General features: G+C 74.3%; 20 protein-coding genes. 5 read left to right on the top strand and 15 right to left on the bottom strand.

Going from position 1 to position 20634, the window contains the following annotated elements; translation table 11 throughout:
* Nucleotides 1-298: 298 nt before the first annotated feature.
* The 10 genes from ACIBFB_RS22975 to ACIBFB_RS22930 form a co-directional block, all read right to left on the bottom strand.
* Nucleotides 299-1408 (bottom strand): glycosyltransferase family 4 protein, encoded by a 1110-nt coding sequence (locus ACIBFB_RS22975; RefSeq protein ID WP_397233385.1) that lies wholly within the window; start codon nucleotides 1406-1408, stop codon nucleotides 299-301.
* A complete protein-coding gene (murJ, locus tag ACIBFB_RS22970) occupies nucleotides 1405-3033 on the bottom strand; it encodes a murein biosynthesis integral membrane protein MurJ (RefSeq protein ID WP_397233383.1) in 1629 nt (542 codons plus the stop codon). The genes ACIBFB_RS22975 and murJ overlap by 4 nt, the downstream gene beginning before the upstream one ends.
* A 10-nt stretch (nucleotides 3034-3043) precedes the next feature.
* Entirely contained in the window at nucleotides 3044-3946 is a 903-nt protein-coding gene (locus ACIBFB_RS22965; protein WP_397233381.1) for a hypothetical protein, read from the bottom strand.
* A 5-nt stretch (nucleotides 3947-3951) separates the two neighbouring features.
* Nucleotides 3952-5043: a copper transporter gene (locus tag ACIBFB_RS22960; RefSeq protein WP_397233379.1), complete on the bottom strand. Its 1092-nt coding sequence runs from the start codon at nucleotides 5041-5043 to the stop codon at nucleotides 3952-3954.
* Nucleotides 5040-6245 carry a putative cytokinetic ring protein SteA gene (gene steA / locus ACIBFB_RS22955; protein ID WP_397233377.1) on the bottom strand — a complete coding sequence of 402 codons (1206 nt, stop codon included), beginning with the start codon at nucleotides 6243-6245 and terminating at the stop codon, nucleotides 5040-5042. Before steA ends, ACIBFB_RS22960 begins: the two co-directional genes overlap by 4 nt.
* A gap of 154 nt (nucleotides 6246-6399) precedes the next feature.
* Nucleotides 6400-8109: a DNA repair protein RecN gene (gene recN, locus ACIBFB_RS22950; RefSeq protein WP_397233375.1), complete on the bottom strand. Its 1710-nt coding sequence runs from the start codon at nucleotides 8107-8109 to the stop codon at nucleotides 6400-6402.
* Nucleotides 8110-8190: 81 nt separating this feature from the next.
* A complete protein-coding gene (locus tag ACIBFB_RS22945) occupies nucleotides 8191-9117 on the bottom strand; it encodes an NAD kinase (RefSeq protein WP_397233373.1) in 927 nt (308 codons plus the stop codon).
* 110 nt (nucleotides 9118-9227) lie between these two features.
* Nucleotides 9228-10028: a TlyA family RNA methyltransferase gene (locus tag ACIBFB_RS22940; RefSeq protein ID WP_397233371.1), complete on the bottom strand. Its 801-nt coding sequence runs from the start codon at nucleotides 10026-10028 to the stop codon at nucleotides 9228-9230.
* Between the two features lie 6 nt (nucleotides 10029-10034).
* A complete protein-coding gene (locus tag ACIBFB_RS22935; protein WP_397233369.1) occupies nucleotides 10035-10229 on the bottom strand; it encodes a hypothetical protein in 195 nt (64 codons plus the stop codon).
* A 42-nt stretch (nucleotides 10230-10271) separates the two neighbouring features.
* On the bottom strand, nucleotides 10272-11018 hold the full coding sequence (locus tag ACIBFB_RS22930; protein WP_397233367.1) for a membrane fusogenic activity family protein: 747 nt from the start codon (nucleotides 11016-11018) through the stop codon (nucleotides 10272-10274).
* 215 nt (nucleotides 11019-11233) lie between these two features.
* Here ACIBFB_RS22930 and ACIBFB_RS22925 point away from each other — a divergent pair, with 215 nt between their 5' ends.
* Nucleotides 11234-11584 carry an SCP2 sterol-binding domain-containing protein gene (locus ACIBFB_RS22925; protein WP_397233365.1) on the top strand — a complete coding sequence of 117 codons (351 nt, stop codon included), beginning with the start codon at nucleotides 11234-11236 and terminating at the stop codon, nucleotides 11582-11584.
* 165 nt (nucleotides 11585-11749) lie between these two features.
* Nucleotides 11750-13051 (top strand): DUF1015 family protein, encoded by a 1302-nt coding sequence (locus tag ACIBFB_RS22920; RefSeq protein WP_397233363.1) that lies wholly within the window; start codon nucleotides 11750-11752, stop codon nucleotides 13049-13051.
* Here ACIBFB_RS22920 and ACIBFB_RS22915 read toward each other — a convergent pair.
* Nucleotides 13032-14639, bottom strand: coding sequence for a serine hydrolase domain-containing protein (locus ACIBFB_RS22915; protein ID WP_397233361.1), 1608 nt, complete (start codon nucleotides 14637-14639; stop codon nucleotides 13032-13034). The genes ACIBFB_RS22920 and ACIBFB_RS22915 overlap by 20 nt on opposite strands.
* Before the next feature lie 207 nt (nucleotides 14640-14846).
* Between ACIBFB_RS22915 and ACIBFB_RS22910 the strand changes: the two genes are divergently transcribed.
* Complete coding sequence (locus ACIBFB_RS22910) at nucleotides 14847-15854, top strand: HAD-IIA family hydrolase (RefSeq protein WP_397233359.1); 1008 nt, start codon at nucleotides 14847-14849, stop codon at nucleotides 15852-15854.
* 98 nt (nucleotides 15855-15952) lie between these two features.
* On the opposite strand, the gene ACIBFB_RS22905 is transcribed toward ACIBFB_RS22910, so the two are convergent.
* Nucleotides 15953-16417, bottom strand: coding sequence for a single-stranded DNA-binding protein (locus tag ACIBFB_RS22905; protein WP_397233357.1), 465 nt, complete (start codon nucleotides 16415-16417; stop codon nucleotides 15953-15955).
* Between the two features lie 256 nt (nucleotides 16418-16673).
* Between ACIBFB_RS22905 and ACIBFB_RS22900 the strand changes: the two genes are divergently transcribed.
* Nucleotides 16674-17648: an MBL fold metallo-hydrolase gene (locus ACIBFB_RS22900; protein ID WP_397233355.1), complete on the top strand. Its 975-nt coding sequence runs from the start codon at nucleotides 16674-16676 to the stop codon at nucleotides 17646-17648.
* Between the two features lie 17 nt (nucleotides 17649-17665).
* The gene (locus ACIBFB_RS22895) at nucleotides 17666-18565 is read left to right on the top strand and encodes a GNAT family N-acetyltransferase (RefSeq protein ID WP_397233353.1); all 900 of its coding nucleotides are present in this window, start codon (nucleotides 17666-17668) and stop codon (nucleotides 18563-18565) included.
* On the opposite strand, the gene ACIBFB_RS22890 is transcribed toward ACIBFB_RS22895, so the two are convergent.
* From ACIBFB_RS22890 to ACIBFB_RS22880, 3 genes are read right to left on the bottom strand one after another with little or no spacing between them, the layout of a single operon-like run.
* Nucleotides 18543-18929 carry an NUDIX domain-containing protein gene (locus ACIBFB_RS22890; RefSeq protein ID WP_397233351.1) on the bottom strand — a complete coding sequence of 129 codons (387 nt, stop codon included), beginning with the start codon at nucleotides 18927-18929 and terminating at the stop codon, nucleotides 18543-18545. The genes ACIBFB_RS22895 and ACIBFB_RS22890 overlap by 23 nt on opposite strands.
* 20 nt (nucleotides 18930-18949) lie before the next feature.
* Nucleotides 18950-19687 (bottom strand): hypothetical protein, encoded by a 738-nt coding sequence (locus tag ACIBFB_RS22885; protein ID WP_397233349.1) that lies wholly within the window; start codon nucleotides 19685-19687, stop codon nucleotides 18950-18952.
* Nucleotides 19621-20037, bottom strand: coding sequence for a hypothetical protein (locus ACIBFB_RS22880; protein ID WP_397233347.1), 417 nt, complete (start codon nucleotides 20035-20037; stop codon nucleotides 19621-19623). The genes ACIBFB_RS22885 and ACIBFB_RS22880 overlap by 67 nt, the downstream gene beginning before the upstream one ends.
* Nucleotides 20038-20634 lie beyond the last annotated feature (597 nt).

Here is a 20634-nt window from a genome sequence, read left to right as displayed (position 1 = left end):
GACTACCGGAGGTCTCTCCCGCTCGTCCGACACCGGGACGAACCGACGGAACCGGGAACACGACAGTGTGCTCCGTGATGACGGCTCCGCCGCGACAGGGATACTCCCCTCACGTGACAGGGTACCGGCGCGCACCTCATGACATGCGGGCGAAGGCCGACCCGCACCAAGCATGTCATCAATCGGGCACCGAGGGAAGTCGTCCCCGGGGTGGTGTTCGCCATGCCGGAGGGTGAGGCGGCCACTACCTCCGCGGCCGGCGGCACGCCCGGCCCGAACGCTCCGCCCGGCCCGGACGTCACCAGGACGGCCCGCGGGCGGCGCTCCACCGGCGCGCGACCTCCGCGTACACGCCGTCGGCCGCCGCCACCGCGTCCTCCTCCGTGGGCAGTGCCTTCGCCGCCTCCCGTGCGCGCGAGCGCAGCTCCTCGGCCAGACCCGGATCGTCGAGCACCCGCCCGACCTCCGCCGCGAGCGCCCCCGGGTCGTCCGGCGCGACCATGCGCACCGTCCCGCCGTACAGGTCGGGGATGCCGCCGACCCGTGTGGCCACGACCGGCAGCCCGGCACGCAGCGCCTCCATGATCACCAGCGACGGCCCCTCCCACCGGCTGGGCAGGCAGAACACGTCCGCCGCCGCCAACAGGTCCGCCACGTCCGTCCGGTGCCCCAGCATCCGCACGTCCGCCTTGAGTTCGGCCGCCGTGTCGTGGAGCACACCCCACAACGGCCCGTCCCCCGCGATCGCCACCACGGGCTCGGGACGCCGGTCGGCGATCGACGGGGCGGCGGCCAACAGCGTGTCCAACCCCTTCTGCCCGACCAGACGCCCGATCGTCAGCACCAGCGGGCGCTCCGGCCGCACCGCCAGATCGGCCCGCGTCGCCTCACGCCCGTTGAGCGGCTCCCCGACCGGCGGCGCCGCCACCACCGCCATCCGTGCCCGGCGCGCCCCGGCCGCGCGCAGCCGCCGCACCAGGTCGCCCGAGACCCCCAGCGCCACGTCCGCCCGCCGCGCCACGATCCGCTCCAGCACCGGGTAGGCGGTGGACAGCGGCCCGCTCACCGACGGCGGCGCGTTGTGCGCGGTCACGACCAGCGGCGACACCCCCGCCAGCGCGCACAGCGCCCCCGCCCGCATCCCGTGCGCGTGGACGACGTCCGCGCCGCCGACCAGCGCCCCCAACCGCAGGACCACCGCCGGGTCGCCCACCGACGGAGCCGCCCCGATCGGCACCGGGGCGAACCGCAGCCCCGCCTCCGTGAACCCGAACGCGCGGTCCGCCGAGGCCGGACCGATCACCGCCACCCGGTGGCCGCGCTCCCTCAACCCCTCGGCCAACGACCGCACGTGTCGACCGACCCCTCCGGTGCTGGTCCCGACGACCAGCGCGATCCTGCGGCTCACCGCTCTGCCCTCCTGCCTTCGAGTACGCTCCGCGCGCGGGCGGCCACCGCCCGCGGCGCGGACGGATCCACCAACGCCGCCACGAGCACGAACACCGCCAATCCCGCCATCCCCGCCACCACCGCGGAGCCCGCCGCCCGCCACGCCTGCTCCGCGGGCAACACCGCCGCGACCGTACGGCCCACCGCCCACCCGGCGACACCCCCCAGCGCCGAGGCGGCCAACGACCGGCCCACCCCGGCCAGCGCGGCGCCGCCGTGGGCACGCACCGACCCCGCGCACAGCAGTCCCGCCGCGACCGTGAGGCCGACCGTGACCGCCGCGCCCAGCGCCGCGATCGTCCACGGCGGGGGCGCCGCCCACACCAGGACGGTCGCGCCCGCCGCCACCACACCCCAGCCGGCGACCTGCGCCGCAGCCGCCCGGCGGCCGTGGTGGGAGGCGTACAGCGCCCGGCTCAACAGGGCCACCAGTCCGAACCCCACCACACCCGGCGCGTAGGCGAGCAGCGCGCGCTCCAACGCCAGCGGATCCTCCTGGGCGAAGACCGCCGCCACCGGGGCGGCTGCCGCCGCCAGCGCGGCGCCCGCACCCGCCGTGGCCACCACCGTGGCCCGGGTCGCACCCGAGACCAGCACGGCGAAGCCCCGGTGGTCCTGCTCCGCGTGAGCCACCGCCAACGCCGTGAACGCGCTGGTGGCGATCGGCACGGCCAGCACCCCGTACGGCAGTGTGAACAGGGCCCACGCGTAGGTGTGCAGCACCGCCGCGCCCGCACCGCCGCCCCGGTTCGCCAAGGCCACGAACAACAGCAGGCACGCCTGCATGCCCACGAGCGGGAGCAGCGAGGCGGCGGCCAGCGCACGGACCCGCTCCCCCACTCCGGGCGGGAAGGCCAGCCGCGGTCGCGGCCGCAGTCCCAACCGCCACATGGGACCCAACACGGTCAGGAACAGCGCGACCACCCCGGCCGTGGTGCCCAGCGAGAGCGTGAGCTCGGCCCCGGTGGGCAGGGATCCGACGTCCTGACGGTGCCCCGCGCCCCGCGGAACGAACGCGAGGTAGGCGGCGACGACCACGAGGCTCGACACGAGGGGGGCCAGGGCGGGGGCGAGGAAGCGGCGGTGCGCCTGCAGGACCCCGTACAGGACCGCCGCCAGCCCGTAGAAGACGATCTGGGGGGCGAACACGACGAGCATGCGCGCGGCGACGGCGAGCAGGTCGGCGTGGTCGCATCCGGCCGCCGGACCCAGCATGAGCGCGGCCACGGGCACCGCCCCGACCGCGAGCAGGACCGACAGGGGGACGGCCGCCAGGAGGACCCACGTCACCAGCGCCGAGACGGTGGCGCGCACCCGGTCGCGGTCGCCGCGCCCCACCGCCGAGGCCAGCACCGGCACCACCATCGCGGTCAGCGCCCCGCCGATGACGATCTCGAACAGCACCGCCGGCACCTGGTTCGCGGTGACGTAGGCGGTGCCCAGACAGGTGTCCCCCACCGTCTGGGAGAACACCACCGTCCGGCCGAACCCCGCCAGCCGCGCCCCGACGGTGGCCACCGCGATGACCGCCGCCGCCGCGCCGACGCCGCGCGTCACCCCGCTGCCGAGGACGGCGCGAGACACCGTGGTCCCCTCACACGCACCTGCCCCACCGGTCGAGACGACGCAGGGCGGGCACACTGTCGATCACCCGGGAGAAGCTCATGCGCTCACTGGCCAGTGTCAGTGCCACCGCCCCGCCGAGCAGCGCCAGACGCACGGGCCGCGGCGCGCGCGCCGCGGCCGCCACCCCCAGCGCCGCGCCGAGCGCGTTGGCTCCCGCGTCACCCAGCATGGAGCGCTCGGCCAGGTCGTCGGGGAGCAGCGCGGCCGACGCCCCCACCACCGGACCCACCAGGGGCGCGGCCGGGGAGGCCAGCGCCGGGGCCGCCGTCAGCAGAGCGAGCTTGGCCGCCCGGCCCGGACGCAGGTCGAACAGGTTCACCAGGTTCGCGCTCGCCGCGATCAGCGCCCCGTCCAGCAGGGTGTCGGCCGCGGACCGGCGCAGCAGGGCGGCCGCGGCCACACCGGTGGCGCCGATGCCGACCATCTTCACCAGACCGGTCGTCACCCGCCCGTGCGCCAGCGCGCCCAGATGCCCGCGCAGACCGCGCGCGGCGGGCGACCCGGACAGGTCGTCGTAGGCGCCGAACACGGCGGCCCCCGCGGCGGCCAGGGCACAGGCGGCGCGCACCCCGGGCGTCAGTCCGGGCGTGAGCAGGCTCGCCGCGCACACCCCCGAGGCCAGGGCGGGCCCCTCCTGCAGGGTGACCGGGCGGCCCCGGAAGTTGGTCCGCCGCCACGCCCCGGGGGAGTCCGGGGCCGCACCGCTGCCGGACCCGTCCGCCGACCCGGCGCCGGACGGCCGCGCGCCGTCCGGTCCCGGGCGGGTGAGCAGCCGGTAGGCGGCCCGGGCGGCCACCGCTCCCACGGCCGCGCCGACCAGCCCCTGGAACAGGGCGCGTCCAGCGGAGGGACGGGGCGCGGCCACGCCCACCGGGCTCACTCCTCGCCCCGGGTGGCACGGCGGACGTCGTGGTCCGACCCGTCACCGTCCTCGAAGTCCCCGCTCCCGGAGTCCCCCTCGTCCCCGTCACCGGTGTACCTCGGGCCCGGCAGCGGTTCGGGAACGACGCCCACGACGCCCTCCCCCACTCCGTAGGCGGCCCCGGGCTCCCGCAGACTCGCCGCCAGCGCGAGCACCGCGATCACGTCGCCCATCGGCCGGCCCGCCAGGTCGACGGTGGAGTAGGCGGGTTCCTGGGCGCGGGCACGGGCGAGGAGTCCGCCCGGCCCGGCCGAGGCGGCGTCACCCGCCAGCACGGTCGGACCGACCTGGGCCCGCAGCGCGGACACGAGCGTGGTCAGCACCGCGTGCGCCGTCTCGGTGTCCCCCTCCGAGCCGAACGCGGGCGCGACCACGACCACCGCGTCGGCGGCCTCGGCCGGCTCGCCCTGGAGCGCGACCAACCCGCCCTCGGCGAAGGCGGCCAGCACGGCGGCGGCCGCGCGGTCGTCGCGGTGCTCCTCCTGCTCCCCCTCGTCCTTCCTCCCGTCGCCGGTTCCCGAACCGTCGGCGGGCGCCTCGTCAGTGCGCCCGGCGTGCGCCAGCGCCCGGCCGAGCTCGGCTCCCGCCCGCTCGTGCGCGTTCCCGGTGAGGCGGTCGGGGTCGCGCGCCACCTGGAACGCGAGCTCGCCGACGAACGTCGCGTTGTCCCCGTCCACCAGCTCCGGGGTGAGGTCCACCCGGCCCACGACCTCGCCGTCGGCCTCTTCCACGCGGTCGGCCAGCGCCGTGACCACACCGGCGTCGGCGCCGGGCGCGGCCACCACGACCACGCCCACGCCGTCGAGCCGGCGGGCGAGCACCTCCTCGGACAGGGCCTCGGCGAACGTGTCGGCCCCGGCGCCGACGCGCTCGGCCGCGTCCCGCTCGGTGCGCAGCTGCTCGCTCTGCCCGCGCAGGTCGGCGGTCTCCGACTGGAGCGTGTTGAGCAGCGGGTCCTGGAGCATGGTCGTGCCCAGCACGAGCCCCACCGTCAGTGCGAGGAACACGGCGACGATGGACACGAGGTGGTAGCGGAAGTCGATCACGTGAACAGCCCTGCCATCCAGTAGGAGAACGCGTCCCAGCGCGCGGCGAGGAAGGTGAGGTAGACCTGGCCCGCCGGAGAGCTGTAGGCGGCGACGACGATGGTGAGGAGGCAGGCGGCGACCAGGGCCAGCAGGGCCCAGGGCGAGATGCGCGAACGGTACAGGCGGCTGACCCCCTTGGCGTCCACGAGCTTGCCGCCCACGCGCAGGCGGGTGAGGAAGGTGCTGGCCATCCCCGAGCGCCCCTTGTCGAGGAACTCCTCCAGGGTGGCGTGGGTGCCGACCGCCACGATGAGCGCGGCGCCCGCCCCGTCGGCCAGCATCATCGCCACGTCCTCGCTGGTGCCGGTGGCGGGGAAGACCACCGCGGTGTACCCGAGGTCGGTGAGGCGGGACAGGCCCGGCGCCCGGCCGTCGCGGTAGGCGTGCACGACCAGTTCCGCGCCGCTGCTCAGCGCCCGGTCGGAGACCGAGTCGAAGTCGCCGACGATGATGTCGGGCCGGTAGCCGGCCTCCATGACCGCGTCCGCTCCCCCGTCGACGGCGATGATCACCGGTCGGAACTCGCGGATGTAGGGGCGCAGGGCGGCGATGTCCTCGCGGTAGTGGTAGCCGCGGACGACGATGAGGGCGTGGCGGCCGTCGATGCCGGTGGCGATGGCGGGGATGCCGACGCCGTCCAGCAGCAGCTCGCGTTCGTGCTGGAGGTAGGCCATGGTGTTGGCCGCGAACGCCTCCAACTGGGTGGCCAGCCCGGCGCGCGCCCCGGCCATCGCCGTCTCGACGGTCGCGGCGTCCTGCAGGACGCCGCGCGCGACGACCTCCTCGCCCCGGTAGAGGGCGGCCCCCTCCAGGCGCAGCCGTTCTCCGTCGCGGACCCGGGTGAACACCTCGGGGTCGACGTCGTCCACCAGGGGGATCCCGGCCGCGACGATCATCTCCGGGCCCTGGTTGGGGTATCGGCCGCTGATGCTGCGCGCGACGTTGAGCACCGCCGAGACCCCGCAGCCGACGAGCGCCTCGGCGCTGACCCTGTCGAGGTCGACGTGGTCGATGACGGCGATGTCGCCGGGGTGGAGCCGCTTGGTCAGGTTCTTGGTGCGACGGTCCGAACGGACGGGCGCGACCAGCCCGGCGGGCGCGTCCCCCCGGGAGCGGCGCAACCGCAGGACTGTGGCACTGAGCGCATCCGATACCTTCATCGCTCGCATACTGTCAGAACTCGCTTACGCTAAGTCATAACAGCTGGTCGATCGGCGTGTTCTTGCCGCCAGACCAGCGCCAGCGACCGGCCCCCGGAGGAACCGGGGACCCCGGCTCGACGGAACGCGTCAGCAGACCGGGGCGGAGGTCGGCTCAGGCCGCCGGGTACGCGCGCTCCGGATCGGCGTTGGTCAGCAGCTCCTCGGCGTGCGCCCGACCCAGCTCGGAGTCCTCCAATCCGGCGAGCATGCGCGAGAGCTCACGCACGCGCCCCGCCCGGTCCAGGAGCACCACACCGCTCTCGGTGACCAGGCCGTCCGTGGACTTCTCCACCACCAGGTGGGCGTCGGCGAACGCCGCCACCTGCGGCAGGTGGGTGACCACGATGACCTGCGCACGCTGCGCCAGACGGGCCAGACGACGGCCGATCTCCACCGCGGCCTTGCCGCCCACACCCGCGTCGACCTCGTCGAAGACGAACGTCGGCACCGGGTCGGCACCGGCGAAGACCACCTCGATCGCCAACATCACACGCGAGAGCTCGCCCCCCGAGGCCCCCTTGTGCAGCGGCAGCGGCGGCGAACTCGGATGCGGGGCCAGCAGGAGCTCCACCTCGTCACGCCCGTGCGGACCGAACTCCGCACCCGTCTGGATCCGCACGCTCACCCGCGCGTGCGGCATGGCCAGCGCGGTCAGCTCCTCGGTGACGGCCGTGCCGAACCGCTCGGCGGCCTCGGTGCGGATACGGGTCAGCTCCGTGGCCGACTCCTCCAACCGGCCGTACAGCTCGTCGGTCTCGGCACGCAGGGCGTCGATCCGCTCGTCGTCGCCGTCCAGCTCGCTGAGCCGCTTGGCCGCGTTCTCCGACCAGGCCAGAACGTCGTCGGCGGTCTCGCCGTACTTCCGGGAGAGCTGGGTGAGCAGCGCGCGCCGCTCCTGCACCGCCGCCAACCGCGCCGGGTCCGCGTCGACGGACTCACCGTAGGACGCCAGCTCCGTCGCCGCGTCCGTGATCAGGTAGGACGCCTCGTCCAGACGGTCGCCGATCGCGCCCAGACGGGCGTCGTGCTCGCGCACCGACGTCACCGCCTGCCGGGCCGCCGAGAGCAGCCCGACCACGTCGACCTCCACGTCGGAGGCCGGATCCCCCGCCAGAGCCTCGTGCGCCGTCGTGGCCGCCACCCGCAGACTGTCGGCGTGCGCCAACCGGGTCTCCTCCGCCAGGAGTTCGGCGTCCTCACCGGGCTGCGGCTGCGCGGCCTCGATCTCCTCCACACCGAACCTCAGCAGATCGGCCTCCTGAGCGCGCTCGCGGGCGCGCTGGACGATCTCCTCCAGTTCCGCCGAGAGCTCGCGATGGCGACGGTAGGCCGCCGCGTACCGCTTCAGCTCCCGCGCCAGCTCCGGCCCGGCGAACCGGTCCAGGGACGAGCGCTGGCGCTCGGCGCGCAACAGGCGCTGCTGGTCGGACTGGCCGTGCACCGCGACCAGATCGTCGGCCAGGTAGGCGAGCAGACTCACCGGAGCCGAACGGCCGCCCAACGTCGCGCGTGAGCGCCCCTCCGCCGACACCGCCCGGGTGAGGATGAGCACGTCGTCGTCGATGTCACCGCCTGCCTCCAGGACCCGGGAGGCGACCCGACCGTCCCCGGGAACCGTCAGACGGCCCTCGACGACCGCCCGGGGAGCCCCGGGACGCACCCGCTGGGGGTCGGCCCGGCCACCGAAGAGCAGCCCGAGCCCGGTGACGACCATGGTCTTTCCCGCACCGGTCTCGCCCGTCACGACGGTGAGTCCCGGTGACAACTCCAGAACGGCGTCGTCAATGACCCCGAGCCCCTGGATGCGGACTTCCTCGAGCACCGAACCCTCTCCTGATAGTTGACGCCTGTGCGTAGCGCGCGTCGCACGCGCGTGCGCGGCGCGCCAGGAACCGTGTCCTGGTCAGCGGCCGCGCTCGACCCGCCCGCGCCAGCCCGCGACCGGCAGCCCGAACTTGGCCACCAGCCGGTCGGTGAACGGCGCCCGGTGCAACCGGGCCAGCCGAACCGGCGTGTCCGCACGGGTGATCTCAATGCGTGCCCCGGCGGGCAATTCGACCATACGCCGTCCATCGCACCAGAGCACGCCCGGTGCCGTGTCAGGGAGCACCTCCAACGCCACGGTGGCGCCGGGCCCCACCACCAGCGGGCGGGCGAACAGGGCGTGGGCGCTGAGCGGGACGACGAGCATCGCGTCGACGTCCGGCCACACCACCGGGCCCCCCGCGGAGAACGCGTGCGCGGTGGACCCGGTGGGGGTCGCGACCACCACGCCGTCACAGGTCCAGCGGGACAACGGGCGGCCGTCGATCTCCAGGACCGCCTCCAGGATGCGGCGGGCCTCCCCCTTCTCCAGGGTGGCCTCGTTCAGCGCCCAGGTCCGGACCGGGGGCGCGTCGTCGCCGCGGCCGCCGTTGAGGACCGCGACGTCGAGCGTCATCCGCTCCTCGACGTCGTAGTCGCGCCGGACCACGCTGCGCACCGTCGCGCCCAGGTCCTCGCGTTCGGCCTCCGCCAGGAAGCCCACGTGACCCAGGTTCACACCCAGCAGGGGCGCGCCGGCCGGACGCGCGATCTCCGCGGCCCGCAACAGCGTGCCGTCGCCGCCGAGCACCATGACCAGTTCGACGCCCTCGGCGGCGTCCGCGGTCGCGACGGCCTCCACCGGACCCAGGGCGCAGCCCTCGGCCGCCAGCTCCTCGACCTCGCCCTTGAGCATGCGCACGGTCAGCCCGGCGCGGGTGAGGCTCTGATGGACCAGGTGGGCGCTGCGCACCGCCGCGGGCCGGCCGGTGTGCGCCAGCAGGAGAACACTGCGTCCGCTGGTCATCGCCGTCCCCTTACGTTGGCTCCCCGGCGGGGAGTCGGATGCGGGCCGGGAGCGGTCGCTGACCCGGCCGGGTCACGTTACCGGACACCGAGGACACGGTGCCACGCGATTCAGCGCGGCCCCTCCTCGATCGCCCGGGCCAGTCGCTCGGGGTCCAGAGGCGGCGCGCCCGCACGCATCCACAGGAAGTACTCGACGTTGCCGGAGGGTCCTGGCAGAGGGCTGGCGGTCACGTCGACGGTGCCCAGCCCCAGGCCGAACGCGTGCTCCGCGACCTGGGTGACCGCCTCGGCCCGCAGCTCCGGCTCACGGACCACACCGCCGGCGCCGACACGGTCCTTGCCGACCTCGAACTGGGGCTTGACCATGAGCACGAAGTCGGCGTCCGGTGTGACGCAGTCGCGCAGCGGCTCCAGGACCAGGGTCAGGGAGATGAACGACAGGTCGCCCACGACCAGGTCGGGACGCGGCTCACCGATCCGCTCGGCGGTGAGCTCACGGACGTTCACCCGCTCCATGACCCGCACGCGCTCGTTGCTGCGCAGGGACCAGGCGAGCTGGCCGTAGCCGACGTCGACCGCGGTGACGTGCGCGGCGTCGCGGCGCAGCAGCACGTCGGTGAACCCCCCGGTGGAGGCGCCCGCGTCCAGGGCGCGACGGCCGGAGACGTCCAGGTCGAACGCGTCCAGGGCGCCGATGAGCTTGTGCGCGCCCCGGGAGACGTAGGGCGGCTCCTCCGACGGGGTGCGCACGACGATGGGCTGGTCGGTGCCGACCTGGGTGGCCGCCTTGGAGGCCACCATCCCGGCCACACGGACGTACCCGCCCTCGATGATCTCGGCGGCGTGGCCGCGGGAGCGTGCGTGCCCGCGGCGGACGAGTTCCGCGTCGAGGCGACTGCGTTTTGCCATGGTTACCTAGGATACCGGGGGTCGTCGGGGGGTGTCTGCGCCCTGGTCCAGCGCGCCGAGCACGGTGGACAGCTCCCGCTGCAGGGCGTCGAGGACCCCGACGTGCTCGGCGGTGGGCAGGGTGTCCAGCGCCGCCAGCCGCTCCCGCGTGCTGACGAGGGTCTGTTCGGCCAGTGCGGCGGCCTGCTCCATCGGGTCCATGGCTCTCCCGTGCTCGTCGGCTCTCCCGTGCTTCCGCGAAGACTACTTCTTCGCCGTGCCCCTGCCCTTGGTCGTGCGCTTGCCCGTCGACCGCGCGCGGGTGGACTTGGCGGTGGAGGGCTTGGACGCGTCCTTGGCCGTCGACCGGCCCTTGGCGCGGGCGGCCGACGGCCCGTCGCCGTCGGCCGGCTCAGCGTCGCCGCCGGAGGCCTCCGGCGCGCTGTCCGGCGCGGTCGCGTCCGGCCCCGTCTCCGCGGCGCCGCTGTCCGGGTGCTCCCGCACGCGCCCGTCCGCCGTGGCGGGGGCGTCGTCGACGATCGCGTCGGCGGACCCGGCGGACCCGGCGTCCCCGGCGGCCTCGCCGACCGGATCGGCGGCGGGCACGCCCCTGGCGGGATCCGGCTCGGGAACGGCGGCGGCGTCGACGGCCGTGGCCCGCGCCTGGCCGCGCGCGGCCAGGCGGCGTTCGAGTTCGGCGACACGGCGCACGAGGCGGTCGTACTCGCCGCGCGGGACGACGTCCATCCGCTCCAGCTGCCGCTCGACCTCGGTCCGGACCAGGGTGGCGATCGCGGCGCGGTTGGCCTGACTGGTCTCGATCAGTTCGCCGGCCAGGGCCTGGATGTTCTGGCCGACCCTCGGCGGCAGCGCCTCGTCGCGCGGCTGCTCGGGCGCGGCCGCGCCGTTCGCCCGCAGCAGCGCCTTGGCCGCGGCGACGGCCTCCTTGCGCGACAGTTCGGTGAGGCCACTGGCGGCATCGAGGTAGGTGCGTACCGCGTCGACGACCATGTTTCACGTGCTCCTTGATGGGACCGCGGGAGGAAGGGCTGAGCGGGGGACGGGGGATCGCACGAGGCGAGGGGGCCGCTGCGCGACGAGGGGGGTACGGGCCCAACGCTACCGGGGCGCGGGCGCCGATGGCACGGGAACTCCGGAGGCGGCTCCATTCGTCCCGTTCACCGGGCGAGGACCCCGACCCGCACCGGATAGGGCATCATGTGGCCATGAGCAGCATCGAGGCGTGCCTGGCCGGCATCGCCAGAGTGAACGAGCGCATCCTCGCCCGACCCGAGTCCGAACGCCGCAAGCACATCCGCGAGCGCTCCGTGAGCGTCGTGGTCCCGGACCTGGCCACCGTCTTCGACATGCGGCTCACCCTGGGCGGGCTCGTGGACGTCACCCACCGCCCCGCGGACCGGGCCGCCCCTTCCCCACAGGTGCGGGTGACCGTGGACAGCGCCGACCTCGTGGAGCTGGCCGAGGACCGGATGGACTACGCGCGGGCTCTGCTCACCCGCCGGGTCAGGGTGGACGCCAGTGTGGGCGACCTGCTCCGGATGCGCCGCCTGATCTGACCGCCCCCCGCGGACAGGGCGCCCGGCGGCACACCGCCGTGGGCCCGGTGGTCGCACGGAACGCACCGCCCCGCTCCGGCGGAGTCCCCGTGCGCGTGAGCCGGGCCGACGACAGGGACGCCCCGGGCACGCGTCGCACCCCTGGGCTGCGGGTACCTTTCTGGGATGCCACGCCAACCTCTCGCACTGGCTCCCTTCCGCGGTCTGCGGTACACGGCTCTGGACGTCGGGAAGATCCTCGACTCCCCCGAGCACGACTTCGCCCGCCTGCTCGCCCCGCCCTACGACATCCCGGGGCCGGAGGAGGCACGGGCGCTGCTGCGTTCCGACCCGCACAACGCGACGCACATCACCCGCCCCTACCAGCTCAACATCACCATGCCGGGCAACTGCTCGGGAACACCGGCGCGGTCCGTCTACGAAGGCGCCGCCGTGCACCTGCGCACCTGGATCGACGACGGCGTCCTGGCCCGGGACCCCGACCCCGCCCTGTACGTCTACGAACAGGTGACCGCCACGGGAATCCGGCAGCGGGGCGTCATCGGCGCGCTGAGACTACCCTCCGCATCGACGCCGGGGCCGGTGCGACCGCACGAGGAGGTGGGCCGCGCGCCGGTCCTGGACCGGGTCCGGCTGATGTCGCGGACGCGCGCCAACCTCGAACCGATCTTCCTGCTGTACCCGGGCGCGAACGGCGCCACGACCGGGATCACCGAGGCCGCCGAGGAGCACGGCAGGCTCCTGGTCGACACCCGCACCGCGGACGGAACCCGACACCGGCTCTGGGCGCTGACCGACCCGGCGGTCCACGCGGAGATCGAGTCCGACCTGGCGCGGCGCAGCGCGCTGATCGCGGACGGGCACCACCGGTACGCCGCCTACCAGCGCATGCACGAGTACGGCGACGAGCCGGGGTGGTCGCACGGCCTCGCCTACCTGGTGGACAGCGACGCGCATCCGCCGACGCTGGGCGCCATCCACCGTGTCGTCCCGGGGCTGACCACGGCGGAGGCGGCCGAGGCCGCGCGCTCGCTCGCCCGCGTCGAACGCGTGCCCGGCGGCTCCCTCGCCGACGCCGAACTGGCCCTGTCCAAGGTGGAGCACCCCGCGCTCCTACTGGCGGGTCCCGCAGGAGACCACCACCTGGTCCACGACGTCGACCGCGCCCGCCTGGCCGAGGCCACCGCCACCCACTCCGAGGCCTACCGCGAACTGCCGACCGCCACGCTCCACCACGTGCTCCTCCCCCTGTGGAACCGCTCCGACCGCGACGTGCGCATGGTGCACGACGAGGCCGGCACGGCGGTCGACGTCGCCCGCCACGAGGGCGGCACCGCTGTCATCGTGCCCCCGCTCCGGGTGGAACAGGTGTACGCCGTCGCCGAGCGCGGCGAACTGACACCTCGCAAGTCCACGTCGTTCGGGCCCAAGCCGCGCACCGGTCTCGTCATGCGCGTCCTCCCCTGACCCCGCGGCCCGTCCGGTCCGCGACGGCCGGCCGGGCGTCTCCATCGCTCCACGGTCCACGGGTGGCGCTGCCGCCCGTGGAGTCGCAGGCCTCCCCGACCGTGGTCCGGGCCGCGACCGACCGCACCGCACGGACCGCGTAGACCACGGTGACCGCGAGCCCGGCGGCCACCAGCAGGGTGAAACCGGTGGGGATGACGTAGAAGGTCTGCTCCCACGTCATGTGGCGGTTCTGGCTCAACAGCCCGAGGATCCTGTTCGGGAACACGGCGACGAGGATCACCCCGAGCCCCGGCAGCAGCCGCACGCACGTCCGCCACCAGGGCCGTCGGCGGGCTGCCTCGGCCCACGCCCCGGCCCGCCGCACACCCCGGCAGGCGAGGTACCCCGTCAGTCCCAGGAGCGCGACCAGGACCAGATCGACCGCCAGCAGCACCGGGCCCAACGGAGCGTCCGGCTCCGCGCCGTCGGCGAGCGCCACCAGCCCCGAGAGCAGCGCGTAGGCGTCGGAACTGCCCAGCCCGGAGTTGGCCATCACCGCGATCCCGTACCCGCTCTCGGGCAACAGGGCCTGGTACGCCGTGTAGGTGAACTGGATACCCCCGTGCGCGACCATCGGCGTGCCCGACGGTGATTCCCGGGTGTCCCAGCCCAGGCCCGCGGTCTCGCCCAGCCCGTCCTGGTCGAGCGGTGCGTGCGTGGCGTCCACGCCCTCCTCCGACAGGACGCGCGCCCCGTCCGCGCCCGCGCCACCGTTGTTCTGCGCGATGAGCCACCGGGCCATGTCGTCGGCGGTGGTGACCATGCCGCTCGATCCGTTGAAGTAGCCCTCCGGCTCCACGATGGGGACCGCCCGCCCCAGGACGGCGATGTGCCCCCGCGCCACCCCCGCCGCGAAGACCTCGTCGGCGCTGTCGACGGTGACCGTGTCGTCCATGCCCAGCGGGGTGAACGTGCGCTCGTCCAGGAACTCCGCGAACGGGCGACCGCTGAGGACCTCCACCAAACGTGCCGCCACCTGGTAGTTCGGGTTGTGGTAGTGCTCCTCGGCACCCGGGGCCGCGGCCAGTCCGACATCGGCCAGGCGCGCGACCGCGCCCGCCAGGTCGTCGGGCACCGGTGCGCCCTTCTCCTCGAACGTGGCGTCGGCCATCCCGGAGGTGTGCGTCAGCAGCTGGCGAACCGTGATCTCCGCCGAGCGGGGGTCGGCCGTGGTGAACTCCGGCAGGTGGTCCGCCACCGGATCGTCGAGCGCGACCTCGCCGTCCTCGACGAGCTGCATGACCGCCAGCGCGGTGAAGGACTTGCTGACCGAGGCCACGCCCATGGGGGTGTCGGCGGTCATCGGCTCGCCCCTGGAGTCGGTGCCGTACCCCGCCGTGAGCACCACCTCCGTCCCCCGGGTGATGGCGACGGTGGCCCCGGGCAGGGGCGAGGAGTCCAGGTAGTCGTGGACGTAGGCGTCCACCGCCTCGCGGGTCAGCGGCCCGGAGTCCGGGCGCTCGGCGTCGGCTGAGGCGGGAACGGCGCTGAGGAGCACGAAGCCAACGCAGAGGAGGCTCGGTGACACGGCCCTTGTCGGAAACATGGTGTCCATCGTGGTCCGCGGGACCCGGCTCGCGCGACGGTGCGGACCGCACGAACCCCCTGCGGCTGGCCGCACCCCCGGCCGTACCGGCGGCCCCACCCGGCGCCCGATGCGACGGAGCGCACACCCGCGACGGGAGGCCGCGCCCGCCACCGCGGCCATAGCCTGGACGCGTCGACTCCCTCCGCACGGAACGGATGCCCCGCGATGTCCCTGCTCGCCGCCGACCGCCCGCTCTCGGAGCTGCACGACGCGATGCTCCTCGACCTCGACGGCGTGGTCTACATCGGCCCGCGTGCGGTGCCGAGCGCACCGGAGGCGGTGGGCAAGGCCCGCGCGGCCGGCGCGCGGGTGGCGTTCGTGACCAACAACGCCGGGCGCACGCCCGCCCGCATCGCCGAGCACCTGACCGAGCTCGGTGTGACCGCCGCCCCCGAGGACGTGGTGACCTCGGCCGAGGCCGCCGCGCGCGTGGTACGCGACCGGTTTCCGGCGGGCTCGGACGTCCTGGTGGTGGGAGACACCGGTCTGCGCCAGGCGGTACGGCGCATGGGGCTGCGACCGGTGACCGTGGCGACGGAGTCGGTGGTGGCCGTGGTGCAGGGGTATTCGCGCACCATGACCCGCGACCTGATCGAACAGGGGGCCCTCGCGGTGGCCCGGGGTGCGCTGTACGTGGCGAGCAACGCCGACGCCACCGCCCCCAACGAGTGGGGGATCACCCCGGCCAACGGAGCCTTCGTGCGGGTGATCGTCCACGCGACCGGAGTCGAGCCGATCGTGGCGGGCAAGCCCATGCGCCCGCTGCACGAGGAGGGGATCCTGCGCACCGGCGCCAGGAAGCCGCTGATCGTCGGCGACCGGCTGGACACCGACATCGAGGGCGCCACCGCGCACGGGGCCGCCGGAATGCTCGTGCTGTCGGGGGTCGCCACTCCGCGCGACGCGCTGTGCGCACCGGCGCACCAACGCCCGAACTACCTGGCCTGGGATGTGTCGGGCATGAACTCGGCGCACCCGGCCGTGCTCCGGGAGGGTGCACGGTTCCGCTGCGAGGGGTGGACGGCCTCGTCCGAGGGCGGCGCGCTCCGCCTGGAGGGGGACGGCGACCGGCTGGACGGCCTGCGCGCGCTGTGCGCGGCGGCGTGGTCCGACCCCACGGCGGACCCGACCGGCCCCACCGCACGCCAGGCGCTGGCCCGCCTGGGCTGGTGACGCGGTGACTCCCTCCCGGCCCTGAGGGAAGCGGGATTCCGACCGCCCCCGGCGGGAGGGCCGCGCCGCGCGGCGCGCGCCGCGAGCTGGTTCCCGCTTCACCGCTCCACCCCCTTCCGCTCCACGGAGCGGCCTTCCACCGGCCCCGCTTCCTCGCGGTCCGCGGCTCGGACCCCCGCCCGCCCGGCGACGCCCGCTTCGGCCCGCTCCGCGGTCCGGGCTCCCACCCGTTCCGCCGTACGCACCTCGACCTCGTAGACGGTGCGCACCCCGTCACCGACCCGCCAGGCGCGCCTGCGCAGCGCCCCGGTCATCTCGACGACCTCTCCCAGCCGCCAACCCCGGACCCGGTCCTGGACCCCGGGGTCGAAGCTGACGCAGGTGATGGCGTCGGAACGGTGGCCCCGGAACCGGGAGTCGACGGTGCGGGCCACACACACGCGCCAGGTCGCGAGCCGGTCCCCGCTGGGGAGTTCCCGGACCGCGGGTTCGGCGGTGATGCGTCCCGCCACGACGATCTCGTTACGGTGCCCCGCCCGTGCGGGTGTGGTCTGCTGCCGCATGTGCCGTCCTTCCCGAAGTGCGCTGATTCCAGGTTCACGGACCCGGCGGCGAGCGGAAAGGCCCACGTCCAACCTGTGGACAACCGCCCCCTGCGCCCTCCCGACGGGATCGGCGTGTCCTAGAGTCGGGTCTGAACCGAGCGAGCGGGCAGACGTCGCGGCTGCGCGCGCCGACACAGCCGCGGCCGCTCCGACCGGTCCGCCGGTACCACCGTGGGGCGGTCCGGAACCGCCGACGGGCGAATCAGGAGGGCGTGTGGACGTGAACGGTCTGCCGGAGGGGATCACCTCCCTGGGTGACGAGGTCTTCGCCATCGACACGATGCTCGCCGGGTACCCGGGCGTGGTCTCGGCCTACCTGATCCGCTCCGAACGTCCCTGCGTCGTCGAGGTCGGCACCGCCGGCTCCGCCCCCGTGCTGCACCGCGCCATCTCCCACCTGGGGCTGGCCGCCGAGGACCTGGCGACCATCGTCGTCACGCACATCCACCTGGACCACGCGGGCGGCACCGGGGACATGGCCGCCGTGTTCCCCGACGCCGAGATCGTCGTCCACGAACGCGGCGCCCGGCACCTGGCCGACCCCACCCGGCTCATGAACAGCGCCGCGATGGTGTGGGGCGACCGGTTGGAGACCCTGTTCGGGCACATGCGCCCGACCGAGGCGACGCGGATCCGCGCGGTCGCCGAGACCGGCGAGATCGATCTGGGCGGCGGCCGCCGCCTGGTGTCGCACTACGCCCCGGGACACGCCAAGCACCACATGGGCCTGGTCGACACCGCCTCCGGCGACCTCTACGTCGGCGACGCCCTGGGGGTGTACAACCCCCTCACCGGCGACGTCCGCCCGGCGACCCCGCCCCCGGACTTCGACCTGGACGCGTGCCTGCGCACCCTGCGGCTGTTCGGCGACATCGAACCCCGGCGGCTGATGTTCTCGCACTTCGGCGCGGTGGAGGCGGTGTCGGAGACGGTGGAGCGCGCCGAGGCCGAACTGCGGCTGTGGGTGGAGACCGTACGCGAGTCCCACGGCAGCGTCGGCGACCTGGACCACGCGATCGCCATGGTGCGCGACAAGGTGACGGCGCGGTACGCGCCCATGCCCGAGCGGGCCGCGGGGGTCCTGGACACGCTCGCGGGCGCGGAGACCAACGTGTCGGGCATCGTGCACTGGTTGGAGCGCCTGGAGGCCGAGCGGGCCGGGAAAAAGGACGTGCCGCCCGAGGGGTGAGTCACTAGGGTCGCCCCATGACGATCCGCGCGCTGACCGCCGCAGACATCCCCGAGACACACCGCCTTCTGAGCGAGGCCTTCCCCGCCTTGGTCCTGTCCGAGGAGGCGATGCGCTGGCGCCTCGACCACGGCTCTCCCGGCGCGGACAACCTGGCACTGGTCCGCGTCCGCGACGACCGGATCACCGGGCACGTCCGCTCGGTGCTCCGCGACGGAGTCGGGAACACCTTCCTCCTCGTGAGCGACGACGGTCCGTGCACGGACCTGCTGGCGGCCTCGGAACGGAGCCTGGTCGGACGGGGCGCCCAGAGGCTGCGCGTGGCGGCGGCCGAGGAATCCGTGCAGCGCGGGGGGCGGGCCCTCCTCGAAGCCCTGCACGGATCCGAGGTGGTCGAGAGCCACCGGATCCTGGGGCTCGACCTCCGTCACCTGCCGGACCGGCCGGCCGCGCCCGCCGGTGTGGAACTGCGGACCTGGCGCGAGTTCGAACCTCGCGCCCTCTTCGAGATCGACCGGGCGGTCAACGAGGACGAACCGGGGGAACCCGTCGTCTTCGCGTCCTTCGAGGAGTGGTACGCGGAAGTGTGGGGGAATCCGCTGCACGACCTGGACCTCAGTCTGGTGCTGCTGCTCGACGGGACGCCCGTGGCCATCACCTGCTACGTCTCGGACCGCGGGACCCGGATGGAGTCGGCGATGACAGGCACCCTGCGCGCGTTCCGCGGCCGGGGTCTGGCGGGCTACGCCAAGAGCGTCGCGCTGCACCGCGCGAGGGAGAGGGGTCTCACCCACGCCTACACCGGCAACCACGAGGACAACGCGCCCATGCTCGCGATCAACGCGCGGCTGGGCTACCGGCCCGTGGGCACGGAGCGCGTGTTCGCCAGGGAAGTCAGGGAAGTCCGAGCTCCGTGAGCAGGTGCGCGTACAGGCCGTCGGACCACGACAGGTCCTCGGGCAGTGCGTCGAACTCGCCCACCTCGACGGTCTCGAAGTCCCCGCTCAACGGCACGGCGGCGACCACCTGCGCGCTGGTGACGACGGTGACGTGACCGCTGGCCAGCACGTAGTACCCGTGAACGGACACCTCGCCGAGGGTGGCGCCCGCCTCCTCCCGGGCCTCGCGCGCCACGGTGTCGCGGATGCCCTCACCGGGTTCGGCGTGCCCGCCGGGAAACTCCCACGCACGGTCCCGGTGGCGCACCATCAGCAGCCGGTCTCCCCGCAGCGTCAGGCACACCACCGAGTCGTGGGTCTCGGGCAGCACCCCCAGGTGCACCCGAGCCCCACCGAGCGGCCTCAGTCCCGCTCCCCGTCGTCGGCCTCCTCGGCATCCGTCCAGACGATGCCGTCGTGGTCGACGTCCACGAGCTCCACACCCTCCAGAGCGGCGAGGCGCTCGTCGGCGTCGGTCACGCCCTCACGGTCGACGGCGGACGCCCGCGCGAAGTACTCGCGTGCGTCGTCCTGACGGCCGAGCTCCTCCAGAACGTCCGCGTAGGCGTAGAAGAGCCGGGCGATCCAGGGCCGGGCCCGGCGTTCCTTGAGCTCGGGGACCTGGAGCTCGACCAGGGCACCCTGCACGTCCCCCATGTCCCGGCGGGCGCCGGAGGCGACGATCCGCAGTTCGATGCGGTCAGCGGCGTCGAGGTCCTTCGCGGCCGGATCGTTGCCGATCTCCAGTGCGCGCTCGGGGCGGCCGAGGCCGCGCTCGCAGTCGGCCATGATCGCCAGGAAGTTGTCCCGACCGCTCATCCGACGGGCGGCGCGCAGGTCGGCGAGGGCCTCCTGCCACTTGCCCACGGTGTAGGCGGCGACGCCCGACGCCTCTCGGACACCGGGCACCCGCGCCGCCTTGCGACGGGCGAACGCGGCGTGCCCGTAGGCCCGCTCGGGGTCCTCGTCGAGGAGGAGACCGGCGGCGACGATGTGCTTGCCGATGAGTTCGGCCAGGGACTTGGGCAGCGAGCTCAGGTCTCGGCGGGTCTCGGCGTCCAGCTGGTCGTAGGTGGCCTCCTCGGGCAGCGGCGGAGCCACGTCCGCGGGGTCGCGGTCCCGATCACGCGGTCGGTCGTCCCGGCGCCACTGGTCGCGCCCGCCCCGACGGTCGTCACGGCCGCGGTAGCCGCCGCGGTCGTCGCGACGCTCAGCACGGAAACCGCCACGGCGATCATCACGGCGGTCCCCACCACGGCGATCGTCGCGCCGGTCGTCGCGCCGGTCGTCACGGCGGCCCTCGCGCCGGTCCCGGTCGTCACGGCGCTCCTCACGGCCGCGGTAGCCGCCGCGGTCGTCCCGTCCACGGCGGTCACCGCGGTCGTCGCGACCCCGGTAACCGCCACGGTCGTCGCGACGCTCACCACGGAAACCGCCACGACGATCATCACGCCGCTCCCCGCCGCCGCGGCCCCTCTCGTCTCGGGAACCACCGTAGCCGGACCGGGAGCGGGAGCCGTCGCCGCGCCCCCGACCATCGGGCCTTCCGGAGCGGCTGCCGCTACGGTCGTTGGCTCCGGATTCCTCGCGGTCTCCCGATCGGCTGTCCTCAGTCATCAACCCGTCCGTCAACATTCAAAAGCGCTGCCACCTTGATCAGGAGCAGCGCGTCATAGTAATTGTCCCATCAGTTTACGACATGGAGCGGCTCACCACCGCCAACCGGGCAGTGGTGACCCTCTCCGTCCGAGTACCGAGCGTATCCGGAACGGACCAGAGGCCCGCCTGCCGTGCGTGATGGTCGATCGAGTTCGCCTCCATCATGACAGGTCCCGGCAGTCGGCAGCGGACCTGCCCGGGTGACCGAGGACCCCATCCCGACCCACGATCAGATTTCACAATCGCACAAGTGTGCGTACAAGGATGGGGGCCGTCTCATGGACGACCCCCAACCCAAGAAAAACCGTGGCAGCGACCTACTCTCCCACCCCACCACAGGGCAGTACCATCAGCGCAAAAGGACTTAACGACCGGGTTCGGAATGTAAC

Origin of the sequence: Nocardiopsis sp. NPDC050513, assembly GCF_044457925.1 — a bacterium.
Lineage (GTDB): Bacteria > Actinomycetota > Actinomycetes > Streptosporangiales > Streptosporangiaceae > Nocardiopsis.
This window is presented reverse-complemented; position numbering and strand designations above follow the sequence as displayed.

Bases quoted from the DNA above. Each gene is read 5' to 3' on its own strand.
- steA (WP_397233377.1), bottom strand. From the start codon at position 6,245: ATGAAGGTATCGGATGCGCTCAGTGCCACAGTCCTGCGGTTGCGCCGC.
- ACIBFB_RS22945 (WP_397233373.1), bottom strand. From the start codon at position 9,117: ATGACCAGCGGACGCAGTGTTCTCCTGCTGGCGCACACCGGCCGGCCC.
- ACIBFB_RS22940 (WP_397233371.1), bottom strand. From the start codon at position 10,028: ATGGCAAAACGCAGTCGCCTCGACGCGGAACTCGTCCGCCGCGGGCAC.
- ACIBFB_RS22935 (WP_397233369.1), bottom strand. From the start codon at position 10,229: ATGGACCCGATGGAGCAGGCCGCCGCACTGGCCGAACAGACCCTCGTC.
- ACIBFB_RS22930 (WP_397233367.1), bottom strand. From the start codon at position 11,018: ATGGTCGTCGACGCGGTACGCACCTACCTCGATGCCGCCAGTGGCCTC.
- ACIBFB_RS22925 (WP_397233365.1), top strand. From the start codon at position 11,234: ATGAGCAGCATCGAGGCGTGCCTGGCCGGCATCGCCAGAGTGAACGAG.
- ACIBFB_RS22920 (WP_397233363.1), top strand. From the start codon at position 11,750: ATGCCACGCCAACCTCTCGCACTGGCTCCCTTCCGCGGTCTGCGGTAC.
- ACIBFB_RS22915 (WP_397233361.1), bottom strand. From the start codon at position 14,639: ATGTTTCCGACAAGGGCCGTGTCACCGAGCCTCCTCTGCGTTGGCTTC.
- ACIBFB_RS22910 (WP_397233359.1), top strand. From the start codon at position 14,847: ATGTCCCTGCTCGCCGCCGACCGCCCGCTCTCGGAGCTGCACGACGCG.
- ACIBFB_RS22905 (WP_397233357.1), bottom strand. From the start codon at position 16,417: ATGCGGCAGCAGACCACACCCGCACGGGCGGGGCACCGTAACGAGATC.
- ACIBFB_RS22895 (WP_397233353.1), top strand. From the start codon at position 17,666: ATGACGATCCGCGCGCTGACCGCCGCAGACATCCCCGAGACACACCGC.